Consider the following 22,138-nt stretch of genomic DNA (forward strand, 5'->3'; position numbering starts at 1 on the left):
ACCCCCATCTTTTTTCTGATTCATGGTCCGGTGGCGGACGCTCGCCTGGACCGCCGCCGGTCATTGAGCGCCGGAAGCGATCCTAGAAAACAGAGCAGAAAAAAGATGGGGGTTCGGGGGAATTCCTTCCCCCGACCTTTCTTCCCTGTCAGGGCTTGTCCGCGTAAGCCCGCGCCGTCACCGCCTCGATCCGGCAGGGTTGGCCGGGCTGCAAGAGGCCCGGCGCCGCTTCCGCCTCGATGACCTGCCCGGCGAGGTCGATCTCCAGCTGCTCCTGCCCGCCGCTGCGCCGGGCGTGCAGCAGGGTGGCGTTGCCCTCGCCGGCGGCGGCGGGCCGGATGCGCCATTCGTGACTGCGGACGAAGGCCACCGCCGGGCCCTCGGCTTCCGGCGTGGCGCGCAGCGCGGCGCGGGGCAGGGGCGGCAGGGGCAGGGGGTCGAAATGCAGCGCGTCGGCGGCAAGCCGCGCGGGCAGGCGGGCGGCGTGGCCCAGGAAGCCGGCGACAAAGGCGCTGGCGGGGCGGTCCAGGATGGCGGCGGGGGTGTCGAACTGCACCACGGCACCGGCCTGCATCACGGCCACGCGGTCGGCCAGCTCCATCGCCTCCTCCTGGTCGTGGGTGACGAACAGGCTGGTGAGGCCGAGCTCGGCATGCAGCGCGCGCAGCCAGCGGCGCAGGCCCTTGCGCACCTCGGCGTCCAGCGCGCCGAAGGGCTCGTCCAGCAGCAGCAGGCGCGGCTCGATGGCCAGCGCGCGGGCCAGCGCCACGCGTTGCCGCTGGCCGCCGGAGATCTGCTCCGGCAGGCGGCGGGCAAGCTCGGCGATGCCCATGCGCCCCAGAAGCGCCTCCACGCGGCGGGCGATCTCGGCGCGTGTCGGGCGTTGCGCGCGCGGGCGCACGCGCAGGCCGAAGGCGATGTTCTCGAACACGCTCATGTGCCGGAACAGCGCGTAGCTCTGGAACACAAAGCCGATGCCACGCTCGCGCGCCGGCACGGCCGACATGTCCCGCCCGTCGATACGCACCGTGCCCGCATCGGCGAAGTCGAGGCCGGCGAGCACGCGCAGCAGCGTCGTCTTGCCGGAGCCCGACGGCCCGAGCAACGCCACGAACTCGCCGCCCCGCACGGCCAGCGATACGTCGCGCAGCGCCTGCGCGTCGCCGAAGCGGCGGGACAGCTGCGCGACCTCCAGGCTCATGCGGGCAGGCCGCGCCGGGTGCCGCGTTCCAGCAGCGTCTTGGCGGCGAGCGTGACCAGCGCCAGCAGCGCCAGCAGGGCGGCCACCGCGAAGGCGGCGACGAACTGGTACTCGTTGTACAGGATCTCGACATGCAGCGGCATGGTGTTGGTTTCCCCCCGGATGTGGCCGGACACGACGGACACGGCGCCGAACTCGCCCATGGCGCGGGCGTTGCACAGCAGCACGCCGGACAGCAGCGCCCAGCGGATGTCCGGCAGGGTGACGCGCCGAAAGGTTTGCCATCCGGACGCGCCGAGGGTGGCGGCGGCTTCCTCGGCGCCGCGCCCCTGGTCCTGCATCAGCGGGATCAGCGTGCGGGCGACAAAGGGAAAGGTGACGAACAGCGTGGCCAGCACCAGCCCCGGCACCGCGAAGACGATCTGCACGTCATGCGCCTGCAGCCAGGGACCGAACCAGCCCTGCGCGCCGAACAGCAGCACCCACACCAGCCCGGAAATGACGGGGGACACGGAAAACGGCAGCTCGATCAGCGCCAGCAGCAGGCTGCGGCCGGGAAAGCGGAACTTGGCGATGCACCAGGCCGCCGCCACGCCGCCCGCCATGTTGACCGGCACGGCGATGGCCGCGACCAGCAGCGTGAGCCGCACCGCCGCCACGGCGTCCGGCTCGGACAACGCCTGCCACGCGGGCGCCCAGCCGCGGCGCAGCGCCTCGGTGAACACGGCGGCGAGCGGCAGCAGCAGGAACAGCCCCAAGAGCAGCGCGGCGGCGCCGATCAGCAGCCGGCGCAGCCAGCGGGGCTCGGCCGTCGGGCTCACGCCGGGCGCCACAGCCGGCGCGCGAGGTTCAGCGCCAGCAGCATCAGAAAGGACAGCGCCAGCATCGCCAGCCCCACGGCGGCGGCGCCCGCGTAGTCGAACTGCTCCAGCCGGGTCACGATCAGCAGCGGCGCGATCTCGCTCACCATCGGCATGTTCCCCGCGATGAAGATGACGCTGCCATATTCGCCGATGGCCCGCGCCGACGCCATGGCGAAGCCGGCCAGCAGCGCGGGGGCCAGCGCCGGCAGCACCACGCGCCACAGCGCCTGGGCGCGGGTGGCGCCCAGCGTCGCCGCCGCCTCCTCCGCCTCGCGCGGCAGGTCGCGCAGCACAGGCTCGACGCTGCGCACCACGAAGGGCAGGCCGACAAAGAGCATGGCTAGCCCGACGCCGAGCGGCGTGTAGGCCACCTTCAGCCCCAGCGCCGCCAACGGCGCGCCGATCCAGCCATTCGGCGCGTAGAGTGCGGTAAGCGCGAGGCCCGCCACGGCGGTGGGCAGCGCGAAAGGCAGGTCCACGGCGGCGTCCAGCAGCCCGCGCCCGGGAAAGCGGTAGCGCACCAGCACCCAGGCCACCAGCAGCCCCAGCGGCAGGTTGAGCGCCGAGGCCGCCAGCGCCGCGCCAAAGGACAGCTGCAGCGCCGCCAGCACGCGCGGCTCGGTGACCGAATGCCACAGGCCCGCCGGCCCCAGCTCCGCCGGGCGCAGCAGCAGCGCCAGCAGCGGCAGCAACACCAGCCCCCCCAGCCACAGCAGCGTGACACTCAGGCTGAAGCCGAAGCCCGGCACCGCGTCGCGCCGGCGCGGCATGCTCACCGGCCGCCGGGCCGGTAGATCCGGTCGAACAGCCCGCCGTCGTCGAAATGCGTGCCCTGCGCCTTTTGCCAGCCGCCCAAGGCCGGGTCGTCGATGGTCACCATCTCGAGCTGCGGAAAGCGGCTGCCGGCGGCCGTCAGGGCGGCGGCGTCGCGCGGGCGATAAAAGTGCTTGGCGACCAGCGTCTGCCCTTCCGGCGCGTAGAGCCCCTGCAGATAGGCTTCCGCCAGGGCGCGGGTGCCGCGCCGGTCGACGTTGCGGTCCACCACCGCGACGGAGGGCTCGGCCAGGATGGACAGCGGCGGGTAGACGATGTCGAACTTGTCCGCGCCGAACTCGGCGGCGGCGAGGTGGGCCTCGTTTTCCCAGGCCAGCAGCACGTCGCCCTGGCCGCGCTGCACGAAGGAGGTGGTGGAGCCGCGCGCGCCCGTATCCAGCACCGGCACGTTGCGGAACAGCCGCCCCAGGAAGTCCTGCGCGGCGGCGGCGTCGCCGCCCGGCTGCCGCAGGGCCCAGGCCCAGGCCGCCAGGTAGTTCCAGCGCGCGCCGCCGGAGGTCTTGGGATTGGGCGTGATGACGGCAACGCCGGGGCGCGCCAGGTCGCCCCAGTCCCGCACGCCCTTGGGATTGCCCTTGCGGACCAGGAACACGATGGTGCTGACATAGGGCGCGCTGTTGTGCGGCAGGCGGGACTGCCAGTCCGGCGCGATCAGCCCGCGGGCGGCGATGGCATCCACGTCGTAGGCCAGAGCCAGGGTCACCACGTCGGCCTGCAGCCCGTCGATCACCGAGCGCGCCTGCCGGCCCGAGCCGCCATGCGAGGTATTGGCCCGCACCGCCTGCCCGGTGCGCGCCTGCCATTGGGCGGTGAACAGGGCGTTGAAGTCGCGGTACAGCTCCCGCGTCGGGTCGTAGCTGACGTTCAGCAGCGTGGCGCCGGCCTGGGCCCGCGCGGGCGTGCCGGCCATGAGGGCAGGCAGGGCGAGCAGCGCCAGCTGGCGGCGGGCGATCGCGGGACGGGTCATGCTTGGCTCCTGTCCTGGGCGGGCCTTGGCGGCCGCCTGTGGTGCGGCGAAGCATGGTTCCGCAGCGGCCGGGGCGGCGCAACAGCAAAAATCACGATGGAAGATGGTTGGTCGCGCGATGCACGACGCCGCGTCGTGCTAGCGGGGGCCGGGTGCTGCCGCGCTCCGCCGGCGGCCTACAGGCCGCCCAGCGCCACCGCGAAGACCAATGCCACCAGAACGCCCGCCACGACGCCGGCAACGCCTCTGCTGATGACCATGTTCCCGCCCTCGTCCGATGAGTGACCGATGCGGAACAAACACGCCGGGCGGGGGAAAGGTTCTCCGGCGCCGGCGGGGTGGCATCGATTTCCCCCGCCTGCCGGGCGGCCTAGACTGCGCCGCGCACCCTGCTCGTGGAGCCACCGATGCGACATGTCCTTTCCCCTGAAACCGGCGCGCGCTTCGCGGCCATCACGCTGGGCCATGTTGGGCGGGAATATCCCAACAAGCCGGACCATACCCTGTCGGGGCCGGAAGACGCCCGCACCCCCGCGACGCTGCACCCGGTGTTCTTCGGCAGCTACGACTGGCATTCCTGCGTGCATGGCTACTGGCTGCTGGCGCGCATGCTGCGGCGCTTTCCGGATGGGGCAGAGGCACCGGCCATCCGCACGCTGTTCGACCGGCAACTGGTGCCGGCCAAGGTGGCGGGGGAATGCGCTTATCTGGCCGCGCCCACCGCGCGGGGCTTCAAGCGGCCCTACGGCTGGGCCTGGCTGCTGAAGCTGGCGGACGAGCTGCGCCGGCTGCCGGAGCCGCGCTGGGGGGAAGCGCTGGCGCCGCTGGCGGAGATCTTCGCGCAGCGCTTCCGCGACTTTCTGCCCATCGCCACCTATCCGGTGCGGGTGGGCACGCATTTCAACACCGCCTTCGGCCTGCGCATGGCGGCCGATTTCGCGGCGGGCGGCGGCGACGCCGCGCTGCTGGCGCTGCTGCGCGACACCGCGCTGCGCTGGTATGGCGAGGACACCGACTGCCCCGCCTGGGGCGAGCCCAGCGGCGACGACTTCCAGTCTTCCGCGCTGATCGAGGCGGAATGCATGCGCCGCTTGCTGCCGCCCGGGGAATTCCTGCCGTGGTTCGACCGCTTTCTGCCCCGGCTGGCGGAGCAGCAGCCGGCCACGCTGTTCCGCCCGGCGGCGCCGAGCGACCGCAGCGACGGCAAGATCGCGCATCTGGACGGGCTGAACCTCAGCCGCGCCTGGTGCTTCCGCGCCCTGGCGGCCGCGCTGCCGGACGGCGACCTGCGCTGCGCGCCGATGCGGGCGGCGGCGGAGCGGCACCTGGATGCCAGCCTGCCGCACCTGCTGGACGACTACATGGGCGAGCACTGGCTGGCGAGCTTCGCGACGCTGGCGCTGGAGGCCTGAACGGCATTTCTCAGGCGCGGTCCCGGCGCATGCCGTCCACGAACACGTCCAGCAGCCGCAGGACGTTGTGCTGCCAGCCGGGCGCGCTGGAGCCGTAGCACAAGCTGACCAGCAGCCGCAGCAGGTCCTCCGGCCCCACGTCGCCGCGCAGCGCGCCGGCGGCGACGGCACGGTCGATCAGCCCGCCCACCGCCGCCGTCAGCCGCTCGGCGGTATAGGCGGACAGGTCGGTGGTGCCCTGCATCACGATGGCCAGCGCGGCCGCCATGCCCTTCTTGGTGGCCACGAACTCGACATTGGCGCGCAGCCAGCGGCGCAGCGCGGCCACCGGGTCCGGCCCGCCTGCCAGCTGGCCCGCCAGCTCCACCAGCTGCTCGACCTCGCGGCGGTAGACGGCCTCGAACAGGGATTCGCGCGTCGGGAAGTGGCGGTACAGCGTGCCGATGCCGACGCCGGCCTCGCGCGCCACGGCTTCCAGGCTGCTGTGCGCGCCGTCGTCCCGTCCGAACACCCGCTTGGCCGCTTCCAGCAGGCGCTCGCGGTTGCGTGCCGCATCCGCGCGTGGCCGCCGTGCTCGCCCGGGGGGCCGTGCCTCCACCGCAATGACTCCTTGATAAACGGAGGGTGCCTCCGTATAAGACTCTCTGCGCCCGGCCCCTGTCCGGATGCAACATCTCTCATCGGAGCGTCCCATGAGCCTGTCAATTTCGCTCACCGTCAACGGCGTGGTGCACGCCGTGGCGCTCGACGACCCGCGCGTCACCCTGCTGGACCTGTTGCGCGAGCGGCTGCACCTGACCGGCAGCAAGAAGGGCTGCGACCGCGGCCAGTGCGGCGCCTGCACCGTGCTGCTGGACGGCCGCCGCACCAATGCCTGCCTTGTGCTGGCCGTGGCGCAGGACGGCGCCAGCGTCACCACCATCGAGGGGCTGGCGGATGGCGGCGCGCTGCACCCCATGCAGCAGGCCTTTATCGACCACGACGGCTTTCAATGCGGCTTCTGCACGCCGGGCCAGATCATGAGCGCGGTCGGGCTGGTGCGGGAAGGCCAGGCGGGCAGCGACCCGGAGCGGGTGCGCGAAGGCATGAGCGGCAACCTGTGCCGTTGCGGCGCCTATGCCGGCATCACCGAGGCGGTGCTGGACGCGCAGGCGAAGATGGAGAAGGCCGCGTGAACCGCTTTGAATTCCTCCGCCCCGCCACGCTGCCGGAAGCCGTGAACATGGCCAGCGCGCCCGGCGCCGCTTTCCACGCCGGCGGCACCAACCTGCTGGACCTGATGAAGGGCGGCATCATGCGCCCCGACCGGTTGGTGGATGTCAGCCGCCTGCCGGGGCTGGACGGCATCGAGCACGCGGCGGATGGCGGCGTGCGCATCGGCGCGCTGGTGCGCAATGCCGAGCTGGCGCACGACGCGGGCTTCGCGGCACGCTTTCCGGCGGTGGCCGAGGCGCTGTTGTCCGGCGCGTCCGCGCAGCTGCGCAACGCCGCCACGGTGGGCGGCAATCTGCTGCAGCGCACCCGCTGCGGCTATTTCTACGACACCGCCAGCGCCTGCAACAAACGCCAGCCCGGCGCCGGCTGCGACGCGCGCGGCGGCGAGAACCGCCTGCACGCCATCCTGGGCTGGAGCGAGCATTGCATCGCCACGCACCCCTCCGATTTCTGCGTGCCGCTGCTGGCGCTGGGCGCGGTGGTGGAGATCGAGGGGCAGCACGGCCGGCGCGAGGTTCCGCTTGCCGGGTTCCACCTGCTGCCGGGCGAAACGCCCGAGCGTGAAACCGTGCTGGCGCCGGGCGAGCTGGTGGTGGCGGTGCGGCTGCCGGCCGAAGCCGCGCGCTTTGCCGCGCACAGCCGCTACCTGAAGCTGCGCGAGCGCACCTCCTACGCCTTTGCCGTGGTATCCGCCGCCGCCGCGCTGCGGCTGGAAGGCGGGCGCATCGCGGAAGCGCGCATCGCGCTTGGCGGCGTGGCGCTGAAGCCCTGGCGCGCCGAGGCCGCCGAGGCGGCGCTGGCCGGCCAGGCGCCGGAGCCCGCCGCCTTCGCCCGCGCGGCGGAACTGGCGCTGCAAGGCGCCGCGCCGTCCGGCGACAACGGCTTCAAGATCGGGCTGGCGCGGCGCATCGTGGCGCGCGCGCTGGCCCTGGCGGCGGCCGGCACGCCGGACCGCGTGCCCGCCCTGCCAGCCTCGCCCTTCGCACCCGTTCCGGGAGGCCCGATCCATGTCTGACACCGTGCAACACCGCCATGGCTCCAGCATCGGCCAGCCGCTGACGCGGCGCGACGGGCCGCTCAAGGTCACCGGCCAGGCGACCTTCGCCGCCGACAACCACCCGGACGGCATGCTGTTCGCGGTGCTGGCCGTCAGCGGCATCGCGCGCGGCCGGGTGGTGGCGATGGACCTCGCCGCCGCCCGCGCGCATCCCGGCGTGGTGGAGGTGATGACGCCGGCCAACCGCCCGCCGCTGGCCGCCGACCCGGATGGCAAGGACCATCCCTTCATGTTCCGCATGGAGGCGTTGCAGAACGACCGCGTGCGCTACCCCGGCCAGCCCATCGCCGTGGTGATCGGCGAAACGCTGGAAGCGGCGACGGAGGGCGCCGCCCTGCTGGCGCCGCGCTACGAGGCCGAGGCCGCGCGCGTCGGGCTGGACGGCGCCGCCGTGTTCACGCCGCAATCCGTCGGCGTCGGCAACCCCGCCGCCGTGCAGCACGGCGACGTCGAGGCCGGGCTGGCGGCGGCGGAGCACCGCATCGAGGCGACCTACGAGACGCCGGCGCAGTACCACAATCCGATGGAGCCGCACGGCATCGTCGCGGCCTGGGACGGCGACCGGCTGTCGCTCGACACGCCCAGCCAGGGCATGGCCATCGCGCAGGGGCGCTTCGCGCAGCTCTTCGGCATCCGCCCCGAGGATATCGAGATCCGCAGCCCCTTCCTCGGCGGCGGCTTCGGCTCCAAGGGCCTGCCGAACGGGCCGCAGGTGCTGGGCATCCTGGCGGCCAAGCTGGTGGGGCGGCCGGTGAAGCTGGTGCTGCGCCGCGAGCAGATGTACGGCCCGGTCGGCCACCGCGCGCCGACGCGCCAAACCATCCGCATGGGCACGGACGCGGCGGGTGGCTTCACCGCCATCAGCAACCACACCCGCACCGCGACCAGCACCTTCGACGACTTCCTCGAGCCCGCCGCGGATGTCGCGCACACGCTGTATGCGACGCCGGCGCTGAGCACCAGCCACGACGCCGTGCGGCTGGACACCGGCACGCCCCTGTTCATGCGCGCGCCGGGCGAGGCCACCGGCTCCATCGCCCTGGAAAGCGCGATGGACGAGATGGCCGAGGCCTGCGGCATGGACCCGCTGGAGTTCCGCCTGCGGAACTACGCCGAGGTGGAGCCGGCATCCGGCAAGCCCTTCTCCTCCAAGGCGCTGCGCGAATGCTACGCGCAGGGCGCCGCGCGCTTCGGCTGGGCCGGGCGCCCGCTGAAGCCGCGGCAGATGCGCGATGAATCCGGCCTGCTGGTCGGCTGGGGCATGGGCACCGCCACCTTTCCGGCGCTGATGTTCGCCGGCAACGCCCGCGCGGTGCTGCGGGCCGATGGCGGCGGCATCGTGCAGACCGGCGCGCACGACATGGGGCAGGGCGCCTGGACCGCGCTGGCCCAGGTGGCGGCCGACGGCCTCGGCCTGCCGATCGAGCGCATCGACTTCCAGTCCGGCCATTCGGGCCTGCCGGATGCCGGCATCGCCGGCGGCTCGGCGCACATGGCCACGGTTTCCACCGCCATCCACCATGCGGGCGGCGCGGTGATCGAGAAGCTGGCGGCACTGGCCTTCGGTGACCAGCGCTCGCCGTTGTTCGGCGCGGGCAATGCCGGCGTGGTGGCACGAAACGGCCGCCTGCACCGCCGCGACGACGAATCCCGCAGCGAAAGCTACGCCGAGATCCTGGGCCGCGCCGGGTTGCAGGAGATCGAGGCCAACGGCACCGGCGCGCCGGACCCCGCGGCGCAGGGCAACTTCGCCATGCATTCACACGGCGCGGTGTTCGTGGAAGTGAAGGTGGACCCCGAGTTCGGCCAGGTGCGCGCCACGCGCGTGGTCGGCGCCTTCGCGGCCGGGCGGGTGATCAACCCGCGCATGGTGCAAAGCCAGTACTTCGGCGGCATGATCTGGGGCGTCTCTTTCGCGCTGCACGAGCACGCGGTGACCGACCGCCGATCGGGCCGCATCATGAACGCCAACCTCGCCGAGTACCACCTGCCCGTGAATGCCGACGTGCCTTCGCTGGAAGCCATCCTGGTGGAGGAACACGACCCGCACATCAATCCGCTGGGCATCAAGGGCGTGGGCGAGATCGCCATCACCGGCACGGCGGGCGCGGTGGCGAACGCGGTGTGGCACGCGACGGGGGTGCGGGTGCGGCATTTCCCGATCGCGCTGGAAAGTCTGATGAGCGTGGATTGAGAAGGGCGCTGCCCCTTTCATGCTTTCCCCGCCAGGGGATTGAATTCCCTGGACCCCTTTTATCCAAAGGGGGACCAGGATTTCCTTTTGAAAGATCTTGCTGCCGGCGATGAAGTCGGAAACATCCCGTCGGCCTGGAAGCAAACAGGCGGGGGTGCAGGGGCTTCAATCCCCTGCCGGGGGAGTTTGCGGGGGCGGCGTCCCTGCAAAGGCCACAGGCGCCACCCGCACCGGCACCGTCGCGCTCGCTCCATCCGCGTCCAGCACCGTGACGCGGTAGTGCCCGGGCCCGTCCGGCCGCCAGTCGGCGTCACGCCGTGCCAGGGTGCTGGCGAGCGGCGCGCCGTCCACCAGAAAGGTCAGCGGCCGCCGCCCGCCGGCGGCGCGCAGCATGACGGGGCCGTCGGTGATCTCCACTCCGGCCGGGGGAAACACGAGGCGCAGGCGGTCGGACAGGTTGCGCGCCGTGGCCGTGGCGGGCGTGCGGGGCGCGTCCGGGCGCGGGGCGGCGGGCAGCAGGGCGAAGCTGCGGGCCAGCAGCGGCAGGGCCAGGGCGGTGCCGGTGGCGCCGCCGGTCGCGGCCACCATGGGCGTGCCGTCCGGCCTCCCCACCCACACCCCCACCGCGTGGCGGCCGTCGAAGCCCAGCGCCCAGCCGTCCCGCCCGCCCCAGGAGGTGCCGGTCTTCCAGGCCACGCCCGCCGGCCCGCCGCCGGGAAAGGGGCGGGTCAGGATGGCGGCCACCTGCGCCGCGGCGCGGGGCTGCACCACGGGCCGGCCATCGGCGGCGCGCCCGCCGTCGGCCAGGGCGGCGTAAAGCCCGGTCATCTCGCGCAGCGTCACGCCCACGCCGCCGAGCGCCAGCGGCAAGGTGGCCTCGGCGCCCGGCGGCAGGCGCGGCAGCACGCCGGCGCGCTTCATGGCGGAGGCGAGTTGCAGCGGCCCCAGCCGGTCCAGCAAGGCCACGGCGGGCAGGTTCAGCGAGCGGCGCAGGGCGTCGGCGGCGGTCACACGGCCGGTGAAGCCGTGGTCGAAGTTTTCCGGCGCGTAGCCACCGAAGCGGCGGGGCATGTCGTCCAGCAGCGTGTCCGGCCGTGCCTGCCCGTCCTCGAAGGCCAGCGCGTAGAGCAGCGGCTTCAGCGCCGAGCCGGGCGAGCGGATGGCCAGCGTCAGGTCCAGCGCGCCGGCCCGCGCTTCCTCGCCCCAGGCGCCGCCGGACAGCGCGCGGATGTCGCGCGTGCGCAGGTCCAGCACCACGGCGGCGGTGGACACGCGCGCCGGCAGGCTGGCGCGGGCTTCCGCCAGCATCGCTTCCAGCGCCTGTTGCAGCGGCGCGTCCAACGTGGTGCGAAACAGGCCCGCCCGTGCCACCTGCCGCGCGTAATGCGGCGCCAGCGCCGGCATGGCGTGGCGCGCGGCGGGAACGGCGGCGGCGACGTCGCGGTCCGCCTGCGTCACGCCGGTGGCGCGGGCGGCGCGCACGCGCAGCAGGGCGTCGCGCGCGGCAAGCGCGGCGGCGGGGTGGCGGTCGGGGCGCAGCGCTTCCGGCCGGCGGGGAATGGCGACCAGCAGGGCGGATTCGGCCGGGTGCAGCGCGCGGGCCTCGCGCCCGAACCAGGCCAGCGCCCCGGCCCGCACGCCTTCGATGTTGCCACCCATGGGCGCCAGCGTCAGCCACACTTCCAGCACCCCCCGCTTGCCGAGGCGCGCTTCCAGCTGCACCGCGCGCGCCATCTCGACCAGCTTGGAGCGCAGGGTGCGCGGCCGGGGCTCCAGCAGCCGCGCCGCCTGCATGGACAGGGTGGAGCCGCCGGACACCACGCGCCCCGCCCGCAGCCACTGCGCGGCGGCGCGGGCCAGGGCCAGCGGGTCGATGCCGGGGTGCCGCCAGAAGCGCGCGTCCTCCGCCGCCACGAGCTGCGCCAGCAGGTGCGGCGGCACGTCCTCCGGGGCGGTCGGCAGGCGCCACACGCCGCCGGGGGCGGGCAGGGCGGCCAGCGGGCGGGCGGCCCGGTCCTCCACCAGCACGGCGTTGCGGGCCATGCGGGACAGGTCCGGCGGAAAGGCCCGGTCCAGCGCCAGGGCGCCCGCCGGGACTGCCGCCAGCAGCAGCAGCCCGGCAAGCAGCCGGCGGTGCCTCATTCCACCGGCTGCACGTCGATGCGCCCGCTGTTCTGCCGGGCGAACACGGCGGGGCGGTACATGTCCCGCGCCTCGGCGCCCGGCAGCTCGAAGCGCCCCGGCGTCACGGCGCGCAGCACCACGGCGAAGCGGCCGGCGGGGCGGCTGGCGGTCAGCTCGGTGGCCAGGGCGAAGCGGTCGTCCAGTGCGGCGGTGGTGTCGGGCTCCGTCAGCTCACCCAGGAAGTCCATGCCGGGCACGGTGCCGGAAGGCAGGCGGCTGGCGACCTCCCACCCCGCCGGCAGGCCCTGCTGCACCAGGGTGCGGTGGCTGTCGCCGTCCTCGGCGCGGGCTTCCAGCAGCAGGATGAAGCGGGTGTTCTGCCGCAAGGCGTCCAGGTTCAGGTCGCTGCCATCCATGGCCAGAAAGCGGCGCGACACGCGCAGGCCGGCGCGCGCCGCCGGCAGCGGCTGCGCCGGCAGGCCGGTCACGGACACGGACTGGATGGTAGCGCGGTCGCCCGCGTTGCGTGCCGTCACGGCGCCGCCGGGGGTGGCGCTGACCACGGGCGCGGCCGGCAGCGCGCTGCCGTCCAGCGCGATGCGCACGGGCTGCGCCCCCTGGCCCAGGCTGGCGGCCAGCAGCACCGCCCAGGCCTGTTCCTGGGTGGAGGTGGTGTCGGGCGACAGCTCGCGCGCGCCGGGCAGGCGGCCAAGCTGCGCCGCCAGGCGGTCGGGCAGCAGGCGGCTTTCGCGCAGTAGCAGGGTCACGGCCAGGGTGTCGCGCGCGGCGCTGCCGTAGTCGTGGAACCAGAAGCGGCGGGTGCCGGCTTCCAGCGCGGCGCGAAAGGCGGCCTCGGCGCGCGGCGCGTCGCCCATGCGGGCCAGGGCGGCACCAAGCTGGGCGCGGGCCAACGGCGTCGGCAGCGCGTCCAGCTGCTCGGCCAGCCGGCGGGTGGCGCCGGGCAGGGGGCGGCCGGCCAGCGCCAGGGCGTGCAGGCGATAGGCCTGGTCGGCCAGCTCCTCCGGCGTGGTGGGGGACACGTCGTCGGCATCGCGCGCCAGCGCCACCAGGGCGGCGTTCAACGCACCTTCCGGCACGGTGGCGCCGCTGTCGCGGGCGCGCGCCAGGGCTTCCACCGCATAGGCGCTGATCCAGGGGCTGGCCTCGTTCTGCGCGCTCCACATGCCGAACAGCCCGTCGAAGCGCTGCTTGTCCAGCAACGAGGCGATGGCGGAGCCTAACTGCTGCTCGCGCTGCGGCAGGCCGGAAGCGGTGGCCAGCGCCAGCACCTTGGTGGCCGATTGCTCGGCGCACCACAGCGGGAATTCCAGCGCCGCGCGCATCAGCGCGTCGGCGTCGTAGCGCACTGGCTGGCCCCAGGTGGCGCGCACCACGGTGCTGCCGGGCACGAAGCGGGAAAGGTCCGGCGCGATGCGCGCCTCGGCGCCCGGCGCCAGCTCGGTGACCGCCACCTCCGTGACGCGGGGGCGGGAGGAACGGATGGTGATGCGGCTTTCGCGGTCGGCGCGGAAGCCGCCGGGGCCGGTGACGGCCAGCCGCACCACGCCCTCGCCCGCGCCGGTGGCGCGCAGGGTGGCGAAGGGCTGGGCGCGGGCGCCGGTGGCCAGCGTCGCCGCCAGCCGCGCGGGGCCATCCAGTGCCAGCGGGCCTTCCAGCGTGATGGTCGCCGCGACCTCGCCCTGCGGCAGCTCGATGTTGTGCAGCAGCAGGGGCAGGCGGGCCGTGTCGCCCGGCGCCAGGAAGCGCGGCAGCATGGCCTCCGCCACCACCGGGTCGCGCACCGTCACGGCGCGGGAAGCGCCGCCGACACGCTCGCCCGACCAGGCGACCACCATCAGCCGCAGCTCGCCCGCGAAGTCCGGCAGGTCCAGCGGCACGCGGGCCACGCCGTCCGCGCCGGCCTCGACGATGCCCGAGAACAGCGAGACGACGCGCTGCGGCGGCTGCACGGCGTCGCCCGCATCCATGTCGCCGCCCTGCCGCAGCGCCGCCAGCTCACCCTCCGGCGGCGGGATCAGCCGGCCGTAGTCGTCGCGGATGTCGGTGCCGAGGCGGCGGCGGCCGAGGAAATGCGCCACGGGGTCAGGGCTGGGGAAGGCGGTGATGCGCAGCACGCCCTCGTCCACGGCGGCCAGCGTCAGCCGCGCGGGGCCGGCGCTGTTGCCGATGCGCACGGGCACCTCCACCCGCTGGCGCGGACGCAGCAGGTCCGGCGTCTCGATCGCGACGGCCAGCCGGCGCGGCGCCGGGTCCAGCGCCACCCAGGCGAGGCCCAGCGCGCGGCGCGGCTGCCCCTCGGCGGCGGCGCCGGGGCGGAACAGCGTCACGGCGACATAGGCGCCCGGGCCCCAGGCGGCATCGACGGGAACGGTGACTTCGCCGCCGCCGGCCGCGATGTCGGCTTCCTGCACGGATACCAGCCGGTCGGTCAGCACGGCGATGCTGGCGCGGCCGGCGAAGGGCGGGTTGATGCGGATGCGCGCGGTGGCGCCCGGCGCATAGGCGCGCTGGTCGGCCGAGACATCCACCTTGTCCGGCACTTCCGCGCTGTCCGAGCCGACCCAGCCGGAGCGGAAGCGGATGGCGGCGATGGCCAGGCCGCCCGGCTGCGTCACCTCCAGCCGGTAGCGGCCAAAGGGCAGGGCGCGCGCGAAGCGGGCGGGCGTGCCGGGGGCGGTGGTCAGCGTCGCGGTATCCACCGGCTCGTCGCGCCACACGGTCTGGTAGCGCGCCACGCTACCGCGCGTGACGATGCGCCATTCCGGCCGTTCGCGCACCAGCTTGGCGGCCAGCCGGCCACCCAGCGCGGCGCCGTTGGGCGACACCAGCGCGACATCAAAGGCGGCCTCGGCATTGGCGTCCACGCTGCCGCCGTCAAAGGCGGGGCGGATGGCGACAAAGGGGTTGGCGCCGCGCACCGGCAACTCCACCCGCGCCGTGCTGCCGCGCCCGTTGGGGTCGGACACCGTGATGGTGTAGGCGACCCGCAGCGGCCGCGTGGCGTCCGGCACCTCGGGCAGGCTGGCGGTGAACACGGCCTTGCCGGCGGCATCCGTGGTCACGCTGCCGCCGGGCACCTCGCCGCCGGCCAGCGGCTCCTCGGCCAGGCCGAAGCGCCAGCCGTCCCACGGGCTGCGGCGGGCGGTGCCGTCGGCGGCATCCGCCGCGAAGGGGGCGGGGTCCAGCGACAGGCTGCCTTCCACCGCGCCTTCCAGGTCGGCGGCAGGGGCGCCGTACAGGAAGCGGGCTTCCAGCGGGACCTCCAGCGGCGTGCCGGGCACCAGCGGGCCGGGGGCGGGGCCGAAGCTGACCGCCAGGCGCTCCGGCACAAAGGCATCCACCCGGAAGGTGGCGGTGGCCACGGGTGGCTGAGTCGGCTCGACCCGCGCTTCCAGCGTCCAGGCGCCGGCGGCGGCGCCGTTGGACAGCGGCACGGACCAGGACAGCGCGCCGTCCGCGCCGCGCGGCGGCACGGCCTCGGCCGCCACCTGCCCGTTGGGGCGCAGCAGCCGCAGGCGCAGCGGCACGTCGCGCGGCTGGCCGGCGGCATCACGCAGCAGCGCGGTCATGTTCACCGTCTCGCCCGGACGATAGATGCCGCGGTCCAGCCACAGGAAGGCGTCCAGCGGCCCGGGATGCGGCATGCCCTCGGCGCCGCGGTCGGACAGGTCAAAGGCGGCGGCATCGAGGTTCAGCGCCACCAGGTCGTCGCCCAGCACCGCGTGCAGCGCCACGGGGGCCACCGGGCCCTCGCCGCGCAGCAGGGGCGCGGCAAAGCGCACCAGCCCGTCGGCGCCGGTTTCGGCCTCGGCCAGGATGTCGTTGTTGCGCGCCATCAGCGCGACCTTCACGCCCGCGCGCGGCCGTGCCTCCTGCAGCGAGCGGACCTGCGCGGCCAGTCCCGCCGCGCCGCGCCACGCCGTGACGCCGAGGTCGGTGCTCAGGATGTTCAGCCCCGTGGCCACGGGGCCGTCCTCGCCGTTGCGGGCTTCGGCATCGCGCGCCAGCAGCACGTAAAGCCCGGGGCCGGCGGTGGCGATCTCGGCCGGCAGCGGCAGCACGATGCGCGACAAGGCGTTGCGGCGGAACCCGGGCACCTCCGCCGTGCCCTGCCACACGGTGCGGCCCCAGCTGTCGGACACGTCCTCGGCGGAGTAGGCGCTGATCGCCTCGGTGATGGTGTTTTCGCGGCCAAAGGGCAGCAGGTTGCGTTCCGTCACCCGCACCAGCCGCAGCGCCAGCTTCTCGACATTCATGGTGGCCAGGCCGACGCGGGCCGCCTGGCCGCGCGGCAGCAGAAAGCGGCTGCCGTCGAAGGCCAGCCGCGCGGTGCGGTCGGGCATGGCGATGTTGACGGGCGTTTCCGCCAGCAGCCGCGCGCCGTCCTCGCCGGGCAGGCCGGCACGCAGCGTCAGCCGGGTGCTGCGGCCCCAGGGCAGGCCGGCGACGCAGAGCGCGCCGTCCTCGCGCGTCACGGCCATGTCCGGCAGCGCGGGCTCGGCGCGCACCCAGTCGGCGGGGCGGAACGCCGGGTCGCGGCTCAGGGTGCCGGCGAAGCTGATGCAGGCGCGGGCCGGCTCGGCTTCCGGCTCGGTCCGCACGCGCTGCACCAGCAGGCCGGCGGCACGGCGGGCGGTGGCCAGGGCTTCGCGCGCCGCCGCGTCGCGCGGCGCGCGCTCCACCACCGCGTCCAGCATGGCGATGGCCTGCGGCCAGCGGTTCAGCTGCTGCAACGCCACGGACATGACGCGCAGCGCGGGGATTTCCGGCTCGCCGGCTTCCACCAGCCCGAAGTTCTGCCACGCCGCCTGCAACGCGCGCGCCGGCTGCGCCGGCGTGCGGGCCAGCTGCGCGCGGGCCAGCGACAGCCACATCCCGGGCGCGGGCTCCGGCATGCCCAGGCGCTGCTCCCAGGCCAGGGCCGCCGCGTTCCAGTCCTGCCGTCCTTCGGCCTCGCGCGCCCGCGCTTCCGCCTGCTGGCGCTGCTGCGCCGTGGCGCCGGCGGGAAAGCGCCGGGACAGCTCCGCCGCATAGCCGGAGGCATCGGCGGACAGGCCGGGCACCTCCACCGCCTGCTGCGCCAGGGCCGGCGTGGTGCCGGCCAGCAGCAGCACGAGCCCGAAAGCACGCGACAGGGACAGGAACATGGTGCCGGGTTTCCTTGGACTCGATGCGGTCGGCTTTACGGCACCTTAAGGCAGCACCGTGACCGTGTCGTTGCAATCATGCCCGCCACCCCGGCGCCAGCGCCTCAGCCCCCCGGAACCACCTGCCTCAGGCGGTGGACGTTGCGCGCCGCACCCTGGCTCAGCCAGTCGGGCAAGGCTTCCGGCGCCATCGGCTCGGCGTACAGGAAGCCCTGGACCACGTCGCAGCCCAGGGCCTGCAGCATGGCGGCCTGGCGCTCGTCTTCCACGCCCTCGGCCACCACCGCCAGGCCCAGGCCACCCGCCAGCGACACGGTGGCGCGCACGATCTCGGCCGCGCGGGCGTCCAGCCCCAGGCGCTGCACGAAGCGCTTGTCCAGCTTCACGCCATCCAGCGGCAGGCGCAGCAGTTGCGACAGGCCAGAATTGCCGGTGCCGAAGTCGTCCAGCACCAGCCGGGCACCGCGGCCGCGCAGCGCCGCCAACTGGTCCAGCGTGCTGTCGCTGACCCGCTCCAGCAGCACTTCCTCCGTGATCTCGATCTCGATGTCGCGCAGCGACAGCCCGGCGCGTTCCACCTGGGTGGCGAGCTGCAGCGCGATGCCGGCGCGCGATACCTCGGCCGCCGACAGGTTCAGCGCCAGCCGCGTGCCGGCCAGCGCGGCGGCGGCGGGCCCCGCGCGCAGCGTGGCAAAGGCGGCCAGCGCCAGGTCCCGCACCGCGTGGCCGAAGCGCGCGGTGCGCTCGGGCCCGATCACCGCCAGCATCTCGCCCGGCGGCACGGCGCCGACCTCGGGGTGGGTCCAGCGCGCCAGCGCTTCCAGCGCCACCAGCGCATGCGGGGTGCCCAGCGTGACGATCGGCTGCAACTGGACGCTGGCGCCCGGCACCGGCTGCCCGGTGCCGGCCACGGGCGCGCCGGCATCAAAGGCGCGCAGCATCAGCGCGATCCGCAGCAACTGCGCCGCGTCCTCGCGCCGGGCGTGGCCGATGCTCCCCCGGCCGCCCTGCTTGGCGCGGATCAGCGCCTCGTCGGCGATGCGCAGCACGATGCCGGCGCGCTCCTCCGGCGCGGCGTCCGCCGGCACGTCCTCCGGCGCGAGGGCGACGCCCAGAGTGGCGCCGAGCCGCAGCAGGCGGCTGCCGAACGGCACCGGGCGGTGCAGCGCGGCGCTGGCGCGGCTGGCGATCTCGCACACCGCCGCGTGGCCGCCCGGCTCGGGCAGCAGCAGGACGAATTCATCGCCGCCGATCCGCCCCACCATGTCCGAAGGGCGCACCGCTTCCCGCAGGCGCTGCGCCGCCGCCTGCAGCAGCGCGTCGCCGGCGGCATGCCCTTCGCTGTCGTTGGCTTCCTTGAAGTGGTCGAGGTCGATGGCGATCACCGCCACCGCGCCGCCGGCGGCCAGGCTTTCGGCCAGCGCGGTCATGGTGGCGCGCCGGTTGGGCAGGCCGGTCAAGGGGTCGGTCAGCGCCGCCTCGCGCGTGTGGCGCAGCGCGCGGCGCAGTTCCAGGTTGGCGGTCACTGCCCGTGCCAGGGTCTGCAGGGTGCCCACTTCGCTGGTTTCAAAGGTGCGGGACTTGTTGTCGAACACGCACAGGCTGCCCAGCGCGTGGCCTTCGGGATTGACCAGGGGCACGCCGAGATAGGCGCGCAGCGCCGCCGGGCCGGTGACAAAGGGATTGTCGCGGAAACGCTCGTCGCGCGTCGCGTCCGGCACCACCAGGGGCTGGCCGGGGGCCAGGATGGTGTGGGCGCAGAAGGAATCCTCGCGCGGCAGCTCCGCGATGTCGGCGCCCACCCTGGCCTTGTTCCATTGGCGCCCCGCATCGACCAGCGACACCATGGCGATCGGGCTTTGGGTCAGGCGGGCCGCCAGGGCCACGAGGTCGTCGAACGCGGCTTCGCTGCCGGTATCGAGAACGCGGTAGCTTTGCAGCGCGGCAAGACGTTCGGCCTCGTTCAAAGGCAAAGGGGCAGGCGACATGGCGTCCTTCGCAACGGCCCAGGCCTGCACGCCACGCGAAAGGCGGGGCGCCGTTCAGGCTGCGGTTCGCCATAAAAGCTAACCGATGCGGCGTCGCGATCAACGTCCGGTTGGAAATTCCGACACAACTTTACAGGTCGCGCGGCCCCGGCGCGCCGCAGCCGTCACAACCGCCGCGCGGCCTGCCCGAAGGCATCGCGCGCGGCGATCAGCGCGCCGATGCTGCGCTGATGCAGCTTGGCGCTGGCCGCATCACCGGGCTCGATCTCGCAGCCCATGTCCTGCGCGGCATCGACGCCCTCGGCCAGCTGGTCGTGCACGCTGTCCAGCCGCTCGCGCATGCTGTCGGCCTGCAGCTCGCCGGCCCAGTCGCTGATCACCGCCGCGGCTTCCCGCTGCAACCGGGCGGCGTCGAAACCGCGGGCGATCAGATCGGAAAAACGGCGCAACGCCGCCTGCGCGGGATCGGCGGCGGGGCGGGCGGGAGCGGGCTTCGCGGGTTTGCTCATGGCTGGTGTTCCGTGTTGGGCGGAGCGTAATGCATGAACGAATCGGGAACAAGCGCCTGCGAGGAGCGGCCGGTGAGGCTTCGAGCCCTGCGCCGAGTGCAGCCGGGCCATGGCAGATCAGGGCTATCACGAAAATGCGAGGCGTAGCATACAGGGGCAGGGTTATTTCTTGTCCGGTTTCGATGCTCAAAATGCGCAAAGTGAACGCGGAAAAAATGCAACAGTCTCCAATTTGCGACTTGCTGGGCAAAATGCTGTGGCAGGCGCAGCCGAACGTTGCTGTGGCGGCTCCCCCGCGACCGGATGCCGGCGCATGAGCGGGACGCGGCGGCGGCGCGTGGCGCATGGCTTGCCAGGCCGGCATGCCTGGCTGCAACCGGAAGCCGGCCGTGCCCGTATGGTTGGCAGGACTGCCGGGGGATATCGCATCGTGGCGGACGCGCGGCCAAGCCTGGGCGACCTGATCCAGGGGCTGGAAATGCTGGAAGAGGTGATCGTCGACGGCGACGCGGTCGCCCGCGCGGTGGCGCTCTGCCTGCTGGCCCTGCTGATCGACCGCTTTCCCACTCTGGACCTGCAGGAACGCGCCGAGGACATGCTGGCCTCGTTCCTGGCCGACTACCCGACGGGCGCGGAACTCCGGGCCACCATCGGCCGGCTGCGCACCGCGCCGCAACGCAGCCTGAGCTGAGCCACGCCGGGTCGGCGGTGGCGATCGCCGGCAGGCGTGGTCCAAAGCATTGGTTCCGGGAGCCAGCCCGCCGGGCCGGAGCGCCGGATGTCGTAAAACCGTCATCGATTCGTCATAACGTCGCCCCGGCAGCCCCGCCGGATGTCAGGGGAGGCCTTGTGCCATGACGTTCGTGGTTGCCGTGATCAGCTTGGCGGGCGCCATCGCGCTGTTGCTGTGGGGCACGCGCATGGTGCAGACCGGCGTGCAACGCGCCTTCGGGCCGCGCCTGCGGGTGGTGCTGGCGCGCGCGCTGCGGCACCGGCCGGGCGCCTTTCTGGCCGGGCTCGGCGTCACCGCCGCCCTGCAAAGCAGCACGGCCACGGGGCTGATGGCGGCGGGCTTCGCGGCCAGCGGCGTGGTCGGGCTGGTGCCGGCGCTGGCGGTGATGCTGGGGGCTAATGTCGGCACCACGCTGATCGTGCAGCTGCTGTCCTTTGACGTCGCCTTTCTGTCGCCCATGCTGATCCTGGCGGGCTTTCTGCTGTTCCGCCGTCCCGCCGGCAGCCGCGCGCACGACCTGGGCCGCGCCGTGATCGGGCTGGGCCTGATGCTGCTGGCCTTGCGCCAGCTGATGGAGCTGATGGCGCCGCTGGAGCAGTCCGCCACGCTGCGCGAGCTGTTGCGCATGATCTCCGTGGTGCCGCTGCTGGATGTGCTGCTGGCCGCCGTGCTGACCTGGGCGATGCACTCCTCGGTCGCCGTGGTGCTGCTGGTGATGTCGCTGGCGGGCCACGGCATCGTGCCGCCGGAGGCCGCCTTCGCGCTGGTGCTGGGCGCCAACCTGGGCAGCGCCGCCAACCCGCTGCTGGAAGGCGCCGGGCGGGCCGACCCGGCGGCGCGGCGCCTGCCGCTGGGCAACCTGGTGAACCGGCTGGCGGGCGTGGCGCTGGCCTTGCCGCTGCTGCCCTGGCTGGCCGGCGTGATGCCGCCCCTGGCGGGCGACGCGCCGCGCGCGGTGGCGCTATTCCACACCGGCTTCAACCTCGTGCTCGCGCTGGTCTTCCTGCCGCTGCTCGGCCCCTATGCCGCGCTGCTGCGCCGTTGGCTGCCGGCGCGGCCGCAGGCGGCCGACCCCGGGGCGCCGCTGTATCTCGACCCCGCGGCGCAGCCCGCCCTGGCGCTGGGTGCCGCGACGCGCGAGGCGTTGCGGCTGGCCGACCTGCTGCAGGGGCTGCTGGCCACCGCCGACGCCGCGCTGGCCGCGCGCGGCGGCACCCGCGGCACGCCCCCCGGCAGCAAGGAACTGGACGAGGCGCTGAGCCGGCTGGCCGATTCCATCCGCACCTACCTCGCGGCGCTGGATACCGAATCGCTGGAGCCGCGCGACCATCAGCGGCTGGGCGAGATCGTGGTCTTCGTGACGCAGCTGGACCAGGCGGGCAGCGTGGCGCGCCGCATCCTGCTGCCGCATGCCGTGGCGCTGGGCCGCCAGCCGCACCCGCCCGCCCCGGCCGCGCTGCAGGAGCTGCGCGCCGCGCTGGCGCGGCTCACCGCCAACCTGCGCACCGCCGCATCCCTGTTCATGACGGAGGACCCGCGCGCCGCGCGACTGCTGGCCGAGGAAAAAGAAGCCTTCCGCACCCTGGAGGCCGAGGCGACGCGCCGCTACCTGGAGCACCTGCGCGGCAGCGGCGGTGGCGATGCGCTGGTGCTGGATCTCCTGCGCGACATCAAGCAGATCAACAGCCATCTCGTGGCCGCCGCCGCCTATCCGGTGCTGGAGCGGCTGGGCGTGCTGCTGCCCAGCCGGGTGCTGGGGACGGAAGGCGTGGCCGGGGGGGAATAGGCGCCCCCGCGCCGCTGTCCTGGCGTCAGGACGCGCGGCCAGGATTCGGGGATGCGCCGCCGGCCCGCCGCAAAATTTTTTCGTCGC

Annotated in this window: 15 protein-coding genes; 6 read left to right on the plus strand and 9 right to left on the minus strand. The window is 74.1% G+C overall.

Annotated elements, in window-relative coordinates; all coding sequences use genetic code 11:
* Window positions 1-148: 148 nt before the first annotated feature.
* The 4 genes from IAI59_RS06735 to IAI59_RS06750 are packed head-to-tail and all read right to left on the minus strand — an operon-like array spanning window position 149 to window position 3,865.
* The gene (locus IAI59_RS06735) at window positions 149-1,201 is read right to left on the minus strand and encodes a sulfate/molybdate ABC transporter ATP-binding protein (protein WP_207417025.1); all 1,053 of its coding nucleotides are present in this window, start codon (window positions 1,199-1,201) and stop codon (window positions 149-151) included.
* Complete coding sequence (gene cysW / locus IAI59_RS06740) at window positions 1,198-2,022, minus strand: sulfate ABC transporter permease subunit CysW (protein ID WP_237181206.1); 825 nt, start codon at window positions 2,020-2,022, stop codon at window positions 1,198-1,200. Before cysW ends, IAI59_RS06735 begins: the two co-directional genes overlap by 4 nt.
* Window positions 2,019-2,834: a sulfate ABC transporter permease subunit CysT gene (cysT, locus tag IAI59_RS06745; RefSeq protein ID WP_207417105.1), complete on the minus strand. Its 816-nt coding sequence runs from the start codon at window positions 2,832-2,834 to the stop codon at window positions 2,019-2,021. The genes cysW and cysT overlap by 4 nt, the downstream gene beginning before the upstream one ends.
* Window positions 2,835-2,836: 2 nt before the next feature.
* Window positions 2,837-3,865 (minus strand): sulfate ABC transporter substrate-binding protein, encoded by a 1,029-nt coding sequence (locus IAI59_RS06750; protein ID WP_207417023.1) that lies wholly within the window; start codon window positions 3,863-3,865, stop codon window positions 2,837-2,839.
* A 407-nt stretch (window positions 3,866-4,272) separates the two neighbouring features.
* Between IAI59_RS06750 and IAI59_RS06755 the strand changes: the two genes are divergently transcribed.
* Window positions 4,273-5,277: a DUF2891 domain-containing protein gene (locus IAI59_RS06755; RefSeq protein WP_207417021.1), complete on the plus strand. Its 1,005-nt coding sequence runs from the start codon at window positions 4,273-4,275 to the stop codon at window positions 5,275-5,277.
* Between the two features lie 10 nt (window positions 5,278-5,287).
* Here the strand turns inward: IAI59_RS06755 and IAI59_RS06760 are convergent, their stop codons facing one another.
* The gene (locus IAI59_RS06760; RefSeq protein ID WP_207417020.1) at window positions 5,288-5,875 is read right to left on the minus strand and encodes a TetR/AcrR family transcriptional regulator; all 588 of its coding nucleotides are present in this window, start codon (window positions 5,873-5,875) and stop codon (window positions 5,288-5,290) included.
* Window positions 5,876-5,969: 94 nt separating this feature from the next.
* Between IAI59_RS06760 and IAI59_RS06765 the strand changes: the two genes are divergently transcribed.
* The 3 genes from IAI59_RS06765 to IAI59_RS06775 are packed head-to-tail and all read left to right on the plus strand — an operon-like array spanning window position 5,970 to window position 9,743.
* On the plus strand, window positions 5,970-6,452 hold the full coding sequence (locus tag IAI59_RS06765; RefSeq protein ID WP_207417019.1) for a (2Fe-2S)-binding protein: 483 nt from the start codon (window positions 5,970-5,972) through the stop codon (window positions 6,450-6,452).
* Complete coding sequence (locus tag IAI59_RS06770; RefSeq protein WP_207417018.1) at window positions 6,449-7,507, plus strand: FAD binding domain-containing protein; 1,059 nt, start codon at window positions 6,449-6,451, stop codon at window positions 7,505-7,507. The genes IAI59_RS06765 and IAI59_RS06770 overlap by 4 nt, the downstream gene beginning before the upstream one ends.
* A complete protein-coding gene (locus IAI59_RS06775) occupies window positions 7,500-9,743 on the plus strand; it encodes a xanthine dehydrogenase family protein molybdopterin-binding subunit (RefSeq protein ID WP_207417017.1) in 2,244 nt (747 codons plus the stop codon). The genes IAI59_RS06770 and IAI59_RS06775 overlap by 8 nt, the downstream gene beginning before the upstream one ends.
* Window positions 9,744-9,908: 165 nt before the next feature.
* Here IAI59_RS06775 and pbpC read toward each other — a convergent pair whose 3' ends face one another.
* The 4 genes from pbpC to IAI59_RS06795 form a co-directional block, all read right to left on the minus strand.
* Window positions 9,909-11,885, minus strand: coding sequence for a penicillin-binding protein 1C (pbpC, locus tag IAI59_RS06780; protein WP_207417016.1), 1,977 nt, complete (start codon window positions 11,883-11,885; stop codon window positions 9,909-9,911).
* Window positions 11,882-17,035: an alpha-2-macroglobulin family protein gene (locus tag IAI59_RS06785; protein WP_207417015.1), complete on the minus strand. Its 5,154-nt coding sequence runs from the start codon at window positions 17,033-17,035 to the stop codon at window positions 11,882-11,884. The genes pbpC and IAI59_RS06785 overlap by 4 nt, the downstream gene beginning before the upstream one ends.
* Window positions 17,036-17,139: 104 nt before the next feature.
* Window positions 17,140-19,023: a putative bifunctional diguanylate cyclase/phosphodiesterase gene (locus IAI59_RS06790; RefSeq protein ID WP_207417013.1), complete on the minus strand. Its 1,884-nt coding sequence runs from the start codon at window positions 19,021-19,023 to the stop codon at window positions 17,140-17,142.
* Window positions 19,024-19,187: 164 nt separating this feature from the next.
* Complete coding sequence (locus IAI59_RS06795; protein WP_207417012.1) at window positions 19,188-19,532, minus strand: hypothetical protein; 345 nt, start codon at window positions 19,530-19,532, stop codon at window positions 19,188-19,190.
* Window positions 19,533-19,962: 430 nt separating this feature from the next.
* On the opposite strand from IAI59_RS06795, the gene IAI59_RS06800 reads away from it, so the two are divergent.
* Both IAI59_RS06800 and IAI59_RS06805 read left to right on the plus strand, forming a co-directional pair.
* Window positions 19,963-20,223 (plus strand): hypothetical protein, encoded by a 261-nt coding sequence (locus IAI59_RS06800; RefSeq protein ID WP_207417011.1) that lies wholly within the window; start codon window positions 19,963-19,965, stop codon window positions 20,221-20,223.
* 163 nt (window positions 20,224-20,386) lie between these two features.
* Complete coding sequence (locus tag IAI59_RS06805) at window positions 20,387-22,051, plus strand: Na/Pi cotransporter family protein (protein WP_207417010.1); 1,665 nt, start codon at window positions 20,387-20,389, stop codon at window positions 22,049-22,051.
* Window positions 22,052-22,138: the final 87 nt, after the last annotated feature.

Source organism: Roseomonas haemaphysalidis (genome assembly GCF_017355405.1).
GTDB lineage: Bacteria > Pseudomonadota > Alphaproteobacteria > Acetobacterales > Acetobacteraceae > Pseudoroseomonas > Pseudoroseomonas haemaphysalidis.